The 15,563-nt window shown below is 49.6% G+C and carries 13 protein-coding genes; all 13 read left to right on the top strand.

Annotated features, from left to right (window positions below):
* Positions 1-7: 7 nt before the first annotated feature.
* The 13 genes from GVJ32_RS01950 to GVJ32_RS01890 all read left to right on the top strand — a co-directional run bounded on the left by GVJ32_RS01950 (position 8) and on the right by GVJ32_RS01890 (position 15,505).
* Positions 8-772 carry a DsbC family protein gene (locus GVJ32_RS01950; protein ID WP_159238363.1) on the top strand — a complete coding sequence of 255 codons (765 nt, stop codon included), beginning with the start codon at positions 8-10 and terminating at the stop codon, positions 770-772.
* A gap of 267 nt (positions 773-1,039) precedes the next feature.
* On the top strand, positions 1,040-2,185 hold the full coding sequence (locus GVJ32_RS01945) for an acyl-CoA dehydrogenase family protein (protein WP_159238362.1): 1,146 nt from the start codon (positions 1,040-1,042) through the stop codon (positions 2,183-2,185).
* Between the two features lie 41 nt (positions 2,186-2,226).
* Complete coding sequence (locus GVJ32_RS01940) at positions 2,227-3,000, top strand: SDR family NAD(P)-dependent oxidoreductase (RefSeq protein WP_159238361.1); 774 nt, start codon at positions 2,227-2,229, stop codon at positions 2,998-3,000.
* A 69-nt stretch (positions 3,001-3,069) separates the two neighbouring features.
* Positions 3,070-3,852, top strand: coding sequence for an enoyl-CoA hydratase/isomerase family protein (locus GVJ32_RS01935; RefSeq protein WP_159238360.1), 783 nt, complete (start codon positions 3,070-3,072; stop codon positions 3,850-3,852).
* Positions 3,853-3,909: 57 nt separating this feature from the next.
* Positions 3,910-4,674 carry a crotonase/enoyl-CoA hydratase family protein gene (locus tag GVJ32_RS01930; RefSeq protein ID WP_159238359.1) on the top strand — a complete coding sequence of 255 codons (765 nt, stop codon included), beginning with the start codon at positions 3,910-3,912 and terminating at the stop codon, positions 4,672-4,674.
* A gap of 31 nt (positions 4,675-4,705) precedes the next feature.
* Entirely contained in the window at positions 4,706-5,941 is a 1,236-nt protein-coding gene (locus GVJ32_RS01925) for an acetyl-CoA C-acetyltransferase (protein WP_159238358.1), read from the top strand.
* A gap of 27 nt (positions 5,942-5,968) precedes the next feature.
* Complete coding sequence (locus tag GVJ32_RS01920; RefSeq protein WP_159238357.1) at positions 5,969-6,952, top strand: NAD(P)H-dependent flavin oxidoreductase; 984 nt, start codon at positions 5,969-5,971, stop codon at positions 6,950-6,952.
* A 265-nt stretch (positions 6,953-7,217) separates the two neighbouring features.
* Positions 7,218-8,525, top strand: coding sequence for a homoserine dehydrogenase (locus GVJ32_RS01915; RefSeq protein ID WP_159238356.1), 1,308 nt, complete (start codon positions 7,218-7,220; stop codon positions 8,523-8,525).
* 143 nt (positions 8,526-8,668) lie between these two features.
* Positions 8,669-10,066 (top strand): threonine synthase, encoded by a 1,398-nt coding sequence (gene thrC, locus GVJ32_RS01910; protein ID WP_159238355.1) that lies wholly within the window; start codon positions 8,669-8,671, stop codon positions 10,064-10,066.
* A 3-nt stretch (positions 10,067-10,069) separates the two neighbouring features.
* Positions 10,070-11,815, top strand: a complete 1,746-nt coding sequence (recJ, locus tag GVJ32_RS01905) for a single-stranded-DNA-specific exonuclease RecJ (protein ID WP_200841300.1) — start codon at positions 10,070-10,072, stop codon at positions 11,813-11,815.
* Between the two features lie 120 nt (positions 11,816-11,935).
* A protein-coding gene (prfB, locus tag GVJ32_RS01900) for a peptide chain release factor 2 (protein WP_159238354.1) occupies positions 11,936-13,034 on the top strand; the annotation gives its coding sequence in 2 pieces (ribosomal slippage) (positions 11,936-12,010 and positions 12,012-13,034; 1,098 coding nt in all).
* Positions 13,035-13,197: 163 nt separating this feature from the next.
* A complete protein-coding gene (gene lysS, locus GVJ32_RS01895) occupies positions 13,198-14,694 on the top strand; it encodes a lysine--tRNA ligase (protein ID WP_159238353.1) in 1,497 nt (498 codons plus the stop codon).
* A gap of 157 nt (positions 14,695-14,851) precedes the next feature.
* Positions 14,852-15,505, top strand: coding sequence for a Crp/Fnr family transcriptional regulator (locus GVJ32_RS01890; RefSeq protein WP_159238352.1), 654 nt, complete (start codon positions 14,852-14,854; stop codon positions 15,503-15,505).
* The last annotated feature ends 58 nt before the right edge of the window (positions 15,506-15,563 follow it).

Below are 15,563 nucleotides of genomic sequence, written 5' to 3'. Positions count from 1 at the left end.
AAGTTGTTTGAATAATTACATGAGAGTTGTATTGCGTCGGGCGCTCGTAATATTGGCCTTTAGCGCTGTGTTGCTTCCATCCGGCCAAGTAATGGCATCGCTTGTTGTTGATAAAGCAGCGGATAGTGCAATTCGTGGGGCTTTTAAGGCGACACGGCCTGATATCGTTATTACCCAAATTGAGCCAAGCGGCGTGGCGGGTTTGTATTTGGTCACCATGCAAAATGGCCCGACCGTGTACGCCAGTGCCGATGGCCGTTACTTTATCGCCGGTGATATGTTTGAGATCAGTGCGGCGGGTATTGAAAGCGTTGCTGAGAAAAAGCTCAAGCCGGTGCGTAAAGAGCTACTTGCGGATATTAAGCGTGAAGATATGATTATTTTCAGCCCCAAAGGTGAAACCAAGGGCGCCATTTATGTCTTTACAGATGTTGATTGTGGTTATTGCCGCAAGCTGCACGAAGAGGTTCCTCAGCTAAATGCGATGGGTATCGAAGTACGCTATTTAGGTTATCCTCGCGCCGGCTTGGGCACGCCAACTTACGATAAAATGGTGTCGGCTTGGTGCGCAGATGATCCTAAAGCGGCAATGAATTCTTTAAAGGGCGGATCAACAGTAGAGCCTAAAAAGTGCACGAACCCAATCGCTGCCGAATACCAATTGGGCGCGCAAATGGGGGTGACCGGGACGCCGGCCATTGTTTTGGAAGATGGCAGCATGATTCCGGGTTTTAAGACCGCAGCCCAGCTAGGGGTTATGGTGCTGAACTAAATTTGCGGCTGCTAGGGTGAAAGCAAGTTGTGACGACGGGGCGGAAAGCCCCTTTTTTTCGTCTGTACTTTGTTGCATGCAAGTTGCTATTCATCGAATAGGCTGGTGACTTCATCGCTGCGGTGTAACCAAATGTCATTTTTTTTGTTGTCTATCGGCATGGCTCCACCTGCGTACTCTGTTTCAGAATGGCCCCCGAATATTAATGTAGGCGATACAAAAAGGTATTGGCTATGTTGAGCGCGGTTTTGTCGAATGGGTGTTTGTATGCAAAGAGAGTGTTTTACTGAAGATCAACAACAGTTCCGCGATGCCTATCGCCGATTTTTGGAACAGGAAGTTTTGCCGCATCGAGAAGCGTGGCGCAAAGCGGGTATCGTCCCCCGCGAAATATTCCTCAAAATGGGTGAGCAGGGATACTTGCTGACCTGGGCACCGGAAGAGCTAGGTGGCTTAGATCTTGAAGATTTCCGCTATCAGCAAATTATGATTGAAGAAGATGGCCGCTACGGTGAGGTGGGCTTGTTCCATACCTTGCATAGCCGCTTGGTCGCGCCCTATCTAAAACACTTTGGTAATCCTGAGCAGCAGCAGCGCTTTATTCCTAAATGTGTAACTGGCGAATGTATTCTTGCCGTTGCGATGACAGAGCCAGACGCGGGTTCGGACTTGGCTGGCATGAAAAGTCGCGCCGAGGACAAAGGCGATCACTGGTTGCTGAATGGTTCTAAGGTCTATATTTCTAACGGCATTCTCGCTAATGCGGTGATTGTGGCGGCGAAATCCAATCCAGAAAAGCCACGCGAAATGACGCTATTTATTGTCGAAGCGGGTATGGAAGGTTTCGAGCGTGGCCGTAATCTAGATAAATTGGGCTTAAAGGCTCAAGACACCGCTGAGTTATTTTTTAATGACGTAAAAATTCCTAAGGCAAACGTGCTGGGTGAAGTCGGGCGCGGTATGCATCACCTTATGCAGGGCTTGGCGGAAGAGCGTCTGATCACAGCGTGTATCTCTTTGGCGGCGGCGCAGTGTGCCTTCGACTTAACTAAGGAGTATGTTGAAGATCGCAAAGCTTTCGGTAAGGCGCTGTCTGAACAGCAAAACACCCGCTTTAAAATGGCGAATATGCGCACCGAAATCGATGTGGCGCAGGCTTTTATTGATCAGTGTGTTGCTCAACATAATAAAGGTAAATTAACGGCAACGTCCGCATCCCAAGCTAAACTATACTGCTCTGAGGTCGAGGGCCGCATGGTCGATGAAGGTGTGCAGCTCCATGGCGGTGCCGGTTATATGCAGGAATATGAAATTTGTAATCTGTATGCCAATGCGCGTATCAGCCGGATTCTGGCCGGAACCTCAGAAATTATGAAGGAAATTATCGCGCGTTCAATTTTTGAAGAACGCTAATTACACTCTCAACCCAAACTAAACTAATTAGGAGAAAACGTATGGATATTAACGGTAAAGTTGCAGTTGTTACTGGTGGTGCTTCAGGCCTAGGTGAAGGCACAGTGCGTGCCTATGTCGCTAAAGGTGGCAAAGTCGCTATTTTCGATATGAACGCTGATCGCGGCAACGCCATTGTTGCTGAGCTGGGCGCTGACAAGGTTAGTTTCCACAATGTAAACGTTGCGGATGAAGAATCAGTGGCAACAGCGATTGCTGAAGTTATCGCTAAATTTGGCGCTATCCATATTTGCAATAACTACGCTGGTATTGGTAATGCTGTTAAAACCTTGAGCAAAAACGGCGCATTCCCATTAGATGCGTACAAAACTGTTATCAATGTAAATTTGATCGGTACCTTCAATGTTGCTCGTCTTGTTGCTGAGCAAATGGCGAAGAACGAACCTTACGACGGTGCTAATGCCCGTGGCGTTATTATTAACACGGCTTCTGTTGCTGCCTACGAAGGTCAGGTTGGTCAGGTTGCTTACAGTGCCTCGAAAGGCGGCGTTGTTGGTATGACTTTGCCAATGGCACGTGATTTGGCGTCTTACGGTATTCGTGTAAACACCATCGTACCCGGTCTGATTCACACGCCATTGTTTGAAACCCTGCCTGAAGCGGCATACAAATCACTGGAAAACAGCGTTGTTAACCCACAGCGTCTTGGTCGTCCAGAAGAGATTGCTCACCTGTCAGTTATGATCGCTGAGAACGAATATATGAACGGTGAATCTATCCGTTTGGATGGCGCTATTCGTATGCAGCCTCGTTAATAAGGCATTTAGTCTAAAGCGTGGCCGCGCAGTGCGTGCGGCCACAGTAGATTTTTGGCTGGAGCTTTTATGACGTCTTACCAAACACTCGAATACAGCAAGACCGGCGCAGTTGCCCTTATACGGCTTAATCGCCCTGAATCACTGAACTCATTCAATCGTGAAATGCGTACTGAATTACTTGGTGTGCTGCAGGATGCTAATGTAGATACGGGTATTCGGGCGGTGGTCTTGGGTGCAAATGGTCGAGGCTTTTCATCAGGCGCGGATTTGGCTGAAGGCTTTTTACCGGGGCAAACCGTTGAAGAGCAAATTATAGACGAGTACGGCCCTATCCTTAGTCTACTTGGCGCTATGGATAAAACCGTGATCGCCGCGTCACCGGGCATCATGGCCGGTGTTGGCGCCGCAATCGCAATGCGCTGTGATCTAGTTGTCATGGCTGATTCCGGTAGTTTAATAATGGCCTTCAGCAATGTGGGTCTGGTGCCAGATGGCGGTGCGAGCTGGCTCTTACTTCGCCATTTAGGTTATCAGCGCTGCTATGAGTTGATGGCAGAAGGCGGCCGTTTAGACGCTACTGTGTGTCTCGCTGCGGGCATTGTGAATAAAGTTGTCCCGGCGGATCAAGTAATGACAACGGCGCAAACCTGGGCAGAGGCTCTTGCACTTCGCGCTCCTGTCGCGCTGCGAGAAATGAAAAAAATACTGCGCCAAGTGGCAACAACTAGCTACGACGAAGCCGTTGCAATTGAAGCAAAAGCGCAAAAGGTCTGTGTAGATACTGCTGATGCAAAAGAGGCGATGCAGGCATTTTTTGAAAAACGTCCGCCAGTATTTCGCGGCGAGTAGTTCGTACTTTCAAATTATAGTGATAACGGCATTGAGCGCCGAACAGAGGATAAATCTATGAGCGATGAAGTATTAGTCAGTGTTGAAGACGGCGTGATGATTGTCACCATAAACCGTCCTAAAGCCAAAAACTCGGTGAACCTCGCGGTAGCGAAGGGCATTGCGGCGGCGATGGAAGAGCTGGACAGCAATAACGACATTCGTGCGGCTATTTTAACCGGCGCAGATAATACGTTTTGCGCAGGTATGGATTTAAAAGCATTTGTTTCTGGCGAAATGCCGGTGGTGAAAGGCCGTGGCTTTGCGGGCTTGTGCGAACAGCCACCGAAGAAGCCATTAATTGCTGCGGTTGAGGGCTTTGCCTTGGCTGGCGGTTTTGAATTAGCCATTTGCTGTGACCTGATTGTGGTTGCAGACAATGCCAAGTTTGGTATTCCCGAAGCTAAGCGCGGCTTGGCGGCGGCAGCGGGTGGCCTGATGCGTTTGCCGCGTCAGATCCCGTCTCGTATTGCGATGGAAATGGCGTTGACCGGCGACTTTATCAGCGCGCAGCGCGCCTATGATTTGGGTTTGGTAAACAAAGTTGTGGAAGCGGGCGGTGCACTTGAGGGTGCAAAAGCCTTTGCTCGCAGTATCGCTGCAAACGGTCCTATGGCCGTTATTGCCAGTAAACAAGTTGTGATCAACTCGCAAGATTGGCAGCAAAACGAAATGTTCCCAGAGCAAGCCAAATTAGTTGATCCGGTATTTAGTAGTAAAGATGCCATTGAAGGTGCGACGGCATTTGCAGAAAAACGCGCACCAAACTGGAAAGGTTGTTAATCGCCCGAAGGGCTAAAACGAGGATTACATTATGAAAGAAGCATGGATTATCGACGCTTGCCGCACACCCCGTGGCATTGGTAAGGCAGGAAAAGGCGCATTAGCTGGTATTCACCCTCATCAATTGGGTGCAACAGTATTAAAAGCATTAGCTGAGCGTACCAATTTAAACACGGCCGACGTTGACGATATTATTTGGGGCACTAGCTCACAGCGTGGTGAACAGTCTGCAGATTTGGGTCGTATGGCTGCATTGACTGCTGGCTATGACGTTAAAAGCAGTGCAGTAACGTTAGATCGTTTCTGTGGTTCTGGTATTACTGTCGTAAACCTTGCAGCGGCATCGATTATGTCAGGCATGGAAGACGTGGTTATAGCCGGCGGCACCGAGATGATGTCGAACTACGGACAAAACGGTAATGATCCGTCAATGTTCCTAGATAACGGCAATATGGTGTTGCGTGAAGCGCATCCTCAGCCACATCAAGGTGTGTGCGGTGACGCGATTGCAACGCTAGAAGGTATCACTCGCGAAGACCTTGATAAGCTTGCCTTAACCAGCCAGCAACGCGCTGCGCATGCAATCGAAAACGGTCACTTTGATAAAAGCTTGGTTCCGGTTTACCGCGAAGATGGCACCTTGGCTTTGGATAAAGAAGAGTTCCCACGTCCAAGCACTACTTTAGAAGGCTTGTCACAGCTTAAACCTGCGTTTGCAGAGTTGGCTTATTACCCGTTGGACGATGCTGGTACTACCTATGCTGGTCTAGTAAACAAAGTCTACCCTGACCTAAAAATCAGTCACGTTCACCACGGCGGTAACTCGTCAGGTGTGGTTGACGGCGCCGCTGCAATTTTGCTGACTTCGCCAGAGTATGCACAAGCAAATGGCCTCAAGCCGCGCGCTAAAATTGTTGCTATGGCCAATATGGGTGACTCACCAACCCTGATGCTAAATGCACCTGTTCCAGCAACATTGAAAGTGCTTAAAAAAGCCGGCTTAACCGTTGACGATATTGACCTGTTCGAAATCAACGAAGCCTTTGCGGTCGTTGCTGAAAAGTATATCCGTGACCTGAAATTGGATCGTGACAAGGTGAACGTCAACGGCGGCTCAATGGCGCTCGGTCATCCTATCGGCGCTACTGGTGCAATCTTGATTGGCACTGTATTAGACGAGCTAGAACGTCGTGGCCTTAAGCGTGGCTTAGTAACTATGTGTGCCGCTGGTGGCATGGCTCCCGCCATTATCATTGAGCGTATCTAAGTTATTTCGTATTAAAGGACGTTCCCAATGAAGACTCGTATTACCGAAATGCTGGGAATTAAATATCCCATTATCCAAGGTGGTATGCAGTGGGTAGGACGCGCCGAGCTAGCCTCGGCGGTGTCTAATGCCGGTGGTTTAGGAATACTGACAGCGTTAACGCAGCCAACACCTGAAGACCTGTATAAAGAGATACTACGCTGTAAAGAAATGACAGATTTACCCTTTGGCGTGAATCTCACTATTTTGCCGACCATAAATCCGGTTCCGTATATGGAGTACGCCGAAGCGATTATTCGCGGTGGCGTTAAAATAGTGGAAACCGCTGGGCGTAGCCCAGAGGATTTTATGCCACTATTTAAAGCCAATGGTGTGCGGGTTATTCATAAATGCACCTCAGTTCGCCATGCCTTAAAGGCAGAGCGCATCGGTTGTGACGCCGTCAGTGTTGACGGCTTTGAATGCGCCGGTCACCCCGGTGAAGACGACGTGACCAATATGATTTTGCTGCCTGCGGCGGCGGCCAAGCTAAGTATTCCCATGATTGCCTCTGGCGGAATTGGTGATGCGCAAGGCCTTGTTGCTGCACTGGCGCTGGGTGCCGAAGGCATTAATATGGGTACGCGTTTTGTGGCCACCAAAGAAGCGCCGGTACATGAAAATGTGAAACGTGCGATGGTCGAGGCCGATGAACGTCAAACCTCACTCATTTTCCGTAGCCTGAACAACACCGCAAGAGTATTTCGCAATGCTATTGCTGAGCAGGTTGTAGAGATTGAAGGACGAGACGGCAAAACCGAATTCTCCGATATTCAACCCTTAGTGGCGGGCGCACGCGGTCGCGAAAATGTGTTGGAAGGCGGAGACGTCGACGGCGGTATTTGGACCGCAGGCATGGTTATTGGCTTGATTAATGATATTCCAAGTTGCCAAGTGCTTTTGGACCGTATGGTGAGCGAGGCTGAGGAAATTATTAGTCAGCGTCTAATGAGCTTATGTGGCGAGGATTGATGCTTTATCTTTGATAGAAACCCGTTCTCTAGCAAAAACAGCTGCATTTTATGCGGCTGTTTTGCTGTCTAGGGCGGATTTTTGCCGTCTAGTTGCGATGATACTGAATAAACTGCGTTGAATTGCCACAGCCCATAGCCTTAATGCCCCAGCTTGACTAAAATGCACTCCTTTCGGCTTGGAATAATCAGTTTCCGTGCCAGTCCCAGTATTGTCGGGTTGCGCTGAGCGCCTGAGATATTGCCTGATGTATAAAGGAGCAATGGTGGATTCGGTCAAAGTAGGAATATGTGGTTTAGGCACCGTGGGTAGCGGTACGTTTGCGGTATTGGCGCGTAATGCGGCAGAAATTTCTGCGCGTGTCGGTGCGGATATTGTGGTGACACAGGTCGGCATGCGTCGCGACAACCCAAATTGCGATATTGGTAGCGTGGCGGTTGAACGCGATGTGTTTGCTGTGGCTGAGAATCCCGAAATTGATATTCTTGTCGAGCTGATTGGCGGCACAACAGTTGCCAAAGAGCTTGTGCTGCGCGCTATTGCCAATGGTAAGCACGTTGTTACCGCCAACAAGGCGCTAATTGCTGAGCATGGCAATGAGATTTTTGCAGCGGCCGCTGAGAAGGGCGTAACGGTTGCGTTTGAGGCAGCGGTAGCCGGCGGTATCCCAATTATTAAAGCCCTGCGCGAAGGTTTGGCGGGTAATAAAATTCAGTGGTTGGCAGGTATCATCAACGGTACTGGCAATTTCATCCTGTCTGAAATGCGCGAAAAAGGCCGTGACTTTGCCGACGTACTGGCAGAGGCGCAGGCGCTAGGCTACGCAGAGGCCGACCCGACGTTTGACGTTGAGGGTATCGATGCTGCTCACAAATTAGTGATTCTGGCGTCATTGGCGTTTGGTATTCCGCTGCAGTTCGACAAAGTCTTCACCGAAGGTATTAGTCGTATCGCCCAAGAAGACGTGATTTACGCCGAAGAGCTTGGTTATCGCATCAAACATTTGGGTATTGCCCGCGATACCAGCGAAGGCATTGAGCTACGGGTTCATCCAACCTTAATTCCAGAGCGACGCTTGATTGCCAATGTAAATGGTGTGATGAATGCGGTGCTAGTGCAGTCCGACGCGGTTGGGCCAACGCTGTATTACGGCGCGGGTGCGGGCGGCGAGCCGACGGCATCTGCTGTCGTTGCCGATATTATTGATGTGGCGCGTACCTTGAGCGCGCAACCGAGTAATCGGGTGCCGTATTTGTCTTTCCAAACGGCATCTTTGAGCGCGCATCCGGTATTGCCCATCGAGGCAGTTGAAACCGCGTACTACCTGCGTATGGCCGCGGTCGACAAGCCGGGCGTACTGTCTAAAGTCGCACAGATTTTGAGCGATGGCGGTATTAGTATTGAAGCGCTGATTCAGAAAGAGCCTGCCGACGGCGCCAACCTTGTGCCGATGATCATTTTGACCAACCGCACCGTTGAAGCAAAATTGTCGGCGGCAGTAATGCAGATCGAAGGACTGGAAAGCATTGTCGGTGAAGTGACGCGAATTCGTGTTGAGTCATTGGCGGGCTAAGACCGCTTTACGCTGAATGGGAGACGGGAGATGCTAAGTCAATTTGCGTCTCCCGTCTCCCATCAAGCATTTTGCAAACTGAGCTACCACATATAATGTAAGGCTCGGTGATATTTCTAACGAACATTGAGAGCTAATCGCACGTGAAATACATAAGCACCCGTGGCAAAGCGCCCGCCCTGAACTTTGAAGATGTTTTGCTCACTGGCTTGGCGCCGGACGGTGGTTTATATGTGCCGGAGAGTTTGCCCGAATACAGCAAAGAGCAAATTGCTGCGTGGTCGTCGCTGTCGTATACCGATTTGGCGTTTCAGATTATTCAGCCATTCGTCGGCGGTTGTATTCCCGATGATGATTTAAAAGCGATTATCGATGATACCTATGTGGATTTTCGTCACCCTGCGATTGCACCACTCGTGCAGCTTGATCGCAATGAATGGGTGTTGGAGTTATTCCAAGGGCCGACGTTGGCGTTTAAAGATTTTGCTCTGCAAATGCTGGGTCGTTTGCTGGACTACGTGTTAGAACGTCGTCAGCAAAAAGTGGTCATTATGGGCGCAACCTCGGGTGATACTGGCTCTGCGGCTATTCAGGGTTGTAAGCGTTGTACTAATATCGATATTTTTATTTTGCATCCCTATCAGCGTGTGTCTGAGGTGCAGCGTCGCCAGATGACTACTGTTGAGGGCGACAATATTTACAATATCGCTGTGCGCGGTCATTTCGATCACTGCCAAGCAATGGTGAAAGCCAGCTTTGGTGATCAGAGCTTCTTGCCAGAAGGGCGTCGCTTGGTTGCGGTAAACTCGATTAACTGGGCGCGGATTATGGCCCAAATCGTTTACTATTTTTATGCGGCTTATGCCGTTGGCGCGCCGAATCGCTCAGTTAGTTTCTCGGTGCCGACCGGCAACTTTGGCGATATTTACGCGGGTTATTTGGCTAAGCGTATGGGCTTGCCAATTGATCAGTTGGTGGTGGCGACTAACCAAAATGATATTTTGCACCGCTTTATTAGCGGTAATAAATTCGAAAAGCACGAGTTACAACACACCCTGTCGCCAAGTATGGATATTGTGGTGTCTAGCAATTTTGAACGTATGTTATTCGATTGTTACGACCGCGACGGTGCGGCGATTGCTGATTTAATGGAAAAGATGAACACCGAGACGGTGTCTATTCCCGATTCCGCTTTTGCTAAGGTTCGTGGTTTATTCGACAGCTACGGTGTTGATGATGCGGCAACGGTTGAGACTATTGCATCGGTATACGACGCCAGTGAATACCTGCTAGACCCTCACTCCGCGATTGGTGTGAAAGCTGCGCGTGAATGTCGCCGCGATATGAACACGCCAATGATTACCTTGGCAACGGCACATCCAGCCAAATTCCCAGAAGCGGTAATGAAGGCGGGTTACCCAACTGCGCCGCCATTGCCACACCATATGAGCGACTTATTCGACTTAGAAGAGCGCTACGAGGTTGTCGATAACAAGATTGGGGATGTTCACGCGTTTATCGCTGCCAATATCCGCGCATAGTCGGTGGCAGACTTTCCTAAAATAATTCTGCGTACTCCCGCCGCCACAGCATTTTCTGCGGCGGTTCCTCCCTTGCTGCAAAAGCTGTACGGCGCTCGTGGCGTGCTCAGTGACAGCGAAATAGAAACCGGTCTAGAGCAGCTCCCCAAGCCTACTATGAAAGGCTTGCCGGAGGCCTGTGCTTTGCTCGCCGATGCCATTCAACACCAACAACGCATATTAATTGTTGGTGATTTTGATTGTGATGGCGCAACCAGCACCTGCGTTGGTCTACTAGGTCTACGAGCCCTGGGGGCGGGGCATGTCGATTATTTGGTGCCTAACCGCTTTGAATTCGGTTACGGCTTAACGCCAGAGATTGTCGCGGTGGCTGCCGAGCGCCAACCCGATTTAATAGTTACCGTCGATAATGGAATTTCTAGTATCGACGGAGTCGCTGCTGCGGCGAAGCTTGGTATTCCTGTCTTAGTGACAGATCACCATTTACCCGGCGATGCTTTGCCTGACGCTGCCGCGATTGTTAATCCTAATCAGCATGGTTGCCCGTTTCCCGCCAAGTCATTGGCGGGGGTGGGGGTAATGTTTTATGTGTTGCTGGCACTGCGTACTGAATTGCGTGAGAGGGCGTGGTTTTCTGATACGCGACCCGAACCCAATTTGGCCGAGTTATTGGATCTAGTTGCTCTAGGCACCGTGGCCGACGTAGTGCCACTTGAGCAAACCAATAGAGTGCTGGTGACGCAGGGTTTAAGGCGGATACGCGCTGGCCGGTGTCGCCCCGGTATTAATGCCTTGCTCCGAGTTGCCGGTAAAGAGGCGAGCCGCTTAGTGGCGGCAGATATGGGCTTTGCCCTTGGTCCGCGTTTAAATGCGGCGGGGCGTTTGGATGATATTAGTCTCGGTATTCGTTGCTTACTGACGGATGACGAGGACGTGGCGCTGAGCTTGGCGGCGGAGCTAGATGATTTAAATCGCGAACGCCGCGCCATCGAGCAAAGCATGAAAGATGACGCCATGCGGGTGTTGGCGCATTTACAGCTTGATGCCAGCAATATCCCCAATGGGATTTGTTTATACGATCCGACCTGGCACCAAGGGGTGGTCGGTATTTTGGCCTCGCGGATTAAAGACCGTTATCACCGCCCGGTCATTGCCTTTGCTGATGCCGATGATGTCGAAATGAAGGGCTCGGCCAGATCGATTCCGGGCCTGCATTTACGCGATGCCTTAGATCTGCTTGCTAAACGAAACCCCGGTTTGCTGAATAAATTTGGCGGTCACGCCATGGCGGCAGGCCTAAGTTTGGCTAAGGCCGATTATCCACGATTTGAAGCCGCTTTTGACGCGATTGTGGCAGAATTAACTAATGAAGAGCAGCTCACTGCAGCGGTACACAGCGACGGTGAGTTGCAGCCAGACGATTTCTCCATCGAGCACGCCGAGCTGCTACGTAGCGCGGGGCCGTGGGGACAGAACTTTCCAGAGCCGAAATTCCATGGTCGTTTTCGATTGGTTCAGCAACGTATTGTTGGCGAACGTCATTTAAAAATGGTGCTGGCACCGTTAACCACGAGTGGCGAAGCCAGTCAGCAAATTATCGACGCCATCGCTTTCAATATAGATACTGCGGTGTGGCCAAATCCACAGATAGACCACGTGAATGTGGTGTATAAGCTGGATAGCAATTTGTTTAGAGAGCGTCTGTCAGTACAGCTACTAGTTGACCACATACAAGCTGTGACTGAGTAAGCAATTTTGTTGGCCGCGTAGTTGCTAGCAGTTACGGTCTCAATTCTTGACTACGCTTTGCTCAGTGCCTCGCATCAGGTAAAATGCCCGCCTTTTCCACGTCTGACCGGATATTGCTCAATGTTAGAAGTTAACGCCATACGCCAATCCCTTAAAAGCATGGGCGACAGAACCGACGTGCTTCGGGGGTACCTTTGACTACGCCAACAAGAAAGAGCGTTTAACCGAAGTCGAGCTGGAACTGGGCGATCCAAAAGTCTGGGATGACCCCAAGCGCGCACAGGATCTGGGGCGTGAGCGGGCCTCATTAGAGGCCGTTGTTGCCACGATTGACGAGTTAGATGGTGGCGTTGCAGATTGCAGCGAATTGCTGGATATGGCGGTAGAAGAGGGTGATGACGACACTATTAGCGGTATGCAGGCTGATGTTGATCGTTTAGAAGCGTCTTTGGCAAGCTTAGAATTTCGCCGTATGTTTTCGGGCGAAATGGACCCGAACAATTGCTATCTTGATATTCAATCTGGCTCGGGCGGCACCGAGGCGCAGGATTGGGCCAATATGGTGTTGCGTATGTATTTGCGCTGGTGCGAGAGCCGAGGTTTTAAAGCCGAGTTGGTTGAGGTGTCGGACGGTGAAGTAGCAGGTATTAAAAGTGCGACGATTCACGTGCAGGGCGAATACGCCTTTGGCTGGCTACGCACGGAAACTGGCGTTCATCGCTTAGTACGTAAGTCTCCTTTTGACTCCGGAAATCGTCGTCACACGTCTTTTTGCTCGGTATTTATTTCCCCAGAAATTGATGATGATATTGAAATAGATATTAATCCATCAGATGTGCGCACCGACACGTATCGCGCCAGCGGCGCCGGCGGACAGCACATTAACAAAACCGATTCAGCCGTGCGCTTAACCCACGTTCCCACTAATATTGTAGTGCAGTGCCAAAACCAGCGTTCGCAGCATCAGAACCGCGACAGCGCGTGGAAAATGCTAAAAGCAAAACTCTACGAATTGGAAATGCAAAAGCGCAATAGCGCGGCGCAGGAGCTGGAAGACAGTAAGTCTGATATCGGCTGGGGCAGTCAAATTCGCTCTTATGTTTTAGATGACCAGCGCATAAAAGATTTGCGTACCAATGTGCAAACCAGCAACTGCGGTGCGGTATTGGATGGTGATTTAGATTTGTTTATTGAAGCGAGTCTTAAATTTGGCCTTTAGCAGGCCAAGTCGGGTGTTGGAAGTCTGACGTCTGACGAGAAATTCGTACAAGTGTTAAGTACGGCACTGAGATCGGTGTCTTAGTTTTCAAATACAAATAAGCAGCGCGCTGCTTTTAATACGTCCGACGTCAGACCTCCGACGCCCGACCCAGGAACTTAAAATGTCTGAGAATCACAACGAAGCTGAACACGTTCAGGAAGAGAATCGCCTTATTGCCGAGCGCCGTGCCAAATTGTCGGCCATCCGCGAGAAGCGCAATGCCTTCCCAAATCATTTTCGTCGTGAAGATTACGCCGATCGTCTGCAAGCGGAATTGGGCGAAAAGGACAAGGAAGAGCTAGAGACTTTAGATCGTCACGCAAGTATTGCCGGACGCATTATGGCCAAGCGTGGGCCGTTCATGGTGCTGCAAGACATGACCGGACGCATTCAGGTTTATGTCGATAAAAAGCAATTCCCAGAAGAATTAGCAGACGAAATTAAAACCTGGGATATCGGCGACATTATTTCTGCCACCGGTCCGGTGCATAAATCTGGCAAGGGTGATCTCTACGTTTATATGAAAGAGACTTCGCTGCTTACTAAGTCTTTGCGTCCGCTGCCAGATAAGTTTCACGGCCTCCAAGACCAAGAGATTCGTTACCGTCAGCGCTATGTCGATCTGATTATGAATGAATCGTCACGTCGTACTTTTTCAATTCGCTCAAAGATGATTAGCTCTATACGTAATTTTTTGCAGCAGCGTGACTTTGTCGAAGTTGAAACACCGATGATGCAAGTTATTCCCGGTGGTGCCAGTGCGCGTCCTTTCGTGACACATCACAATGCATTGAATATGGATATGTATTTGCGTATCGCGCCAGAGCTGTATTTAAAGCGTTTGGTTGTCGGTGGTATTGAGCGGGTGTTTGAAATTAACCGTAACTTCCGCAACGAAGGTTTATCTACCCGTCATAATCCAGAATTCACCATGATCGAATTCTATCAAGCTTATGCCGATTACAAAGACATGATGGATTTGACCGAAGCCATGCTGCGCAACACCGCGCAGGAAGTGCTGGGCACCACCACTATTAATTATCAAGGCAGCGAATACGACTTTGCTAAGCCGTTTACCCGTTTGTCGGTATTTGATTCTGTGCTGCAATACAACGCGGACATCACCGCTGAGCAATTGGCTGATATGACGCAAGCCACTGCGATTGCGAAAAAGCTGGGCGTTGATGTGAAAGGCAGCTGGGGTTTGGGCAAGATTCAGATCGAAATTTTTGAAGAGACGGTTGAGCATAAACTAGATCAGCCGACTTTTATTACCGAATACCCAACCGAAGTATCACCGCTGGCGCGTCGCAACGACGATAACCCCTTTGTAACCGACCGCTTCGAGTTTTTTGTTGGTGGACGCGAGCTTGCTAATGGCTTCTCAGAGTTGAATGACTCTGAAGATCAGGCCGAACGCTTTATGGCGCAGGTTGCTGAAAAAGACGGCGGCGATGACGAGGCCATGCATTACGACGCCGACTTTATTGCAGCACTTGAATACGGCTTGCCGCCAACAGCGGGTGAGGGTATTGGTATCGATCGCTTGGTAATGTTGTTCACTGATGCGCCGTCGATTCGTGATGTGTTGTTATTCCCGCATATGCGGCCTGAATAGCTAGGAGACGCTGGACGGGAGACGGGAAGACGCGAGGCGCAGCGGAAAAGCGTCTCCCGTCTTCCGTCGAGCATTAAGCACCTTTCCTTCCTAGACAGCTAGTTACGCAACTATGCTATAGTCACTCCACGTTTTATCGCCCATGGGGAATGTGGAAATGAGTATCGAAAACGTCGATTTATTTGACGGTCTGATGCCGGAAGAAATTCAGATTTTACGTGACACCAGTGTGGTGCGTGAATTTGCCAAAAACACCGTACTAATTCACGAAGGCGATGTGGCGGATTCGCTCTATGTAGTCGAATCCGGTCGCGTTAAAGTGTATTGCAGCGACAAAGGCGGCAAAGACTTTGTGCTGAATATTCTAGAATATGGCGACTATTTTGGTGAACTTGCCTTGCTGGACGACGATAAACGTTCCGCGTCAGTACGGGCAATGGAAGCCAGTAAAGTTCGCATTATTTATAAAGAAGATTTTAAAGCGATTTTAGATCTGCATCCCAATATTACTCGCATATTGAATAAAAACCTTACCCGTCGAATTCGCAAGCTGACTAACGATGTTAAGAGTCTAGCGCTGCAAGACGTTTATGGTCGTGTGGTAAAAGTGCTGACTAGCTTGGCGCAGCCTGCTGAAGAAGATGGCAGTATGCGTATAGATGAAAAGCTTACGCAGCAAGAAATTGCTGACCGGGTAGGTTCATCACGGGAAATGGTTGCACGTATATTGAAAGACTTAACCATTGGCGAATACATCGATGTGGATGGCCGTCATATTGTTATCAAGCGTAAGCTGCCAGAAAGTTATTAATCTTTACTATCGGTATGCCTAGGGCTTGGTGTACTGAAACTAAAGTGTGGCGCGCAAT

This window comes from Zhongshania aliphaticivorans, assembly GCF_902705855.1.
GTDB classification, from domain to species: domain Bacteria; phylum Pseudomonadota; class Gammaproteobacteria; order Pseudomonadales; family Spongiibacteraceae; genus Spongiibacter; species Spongiibacter aliphaticivorans_B.
Note: the sequence above shows the minus strand (reverse complement) of the source record. Positions and strands in the feature narration are given on the sequence as shown.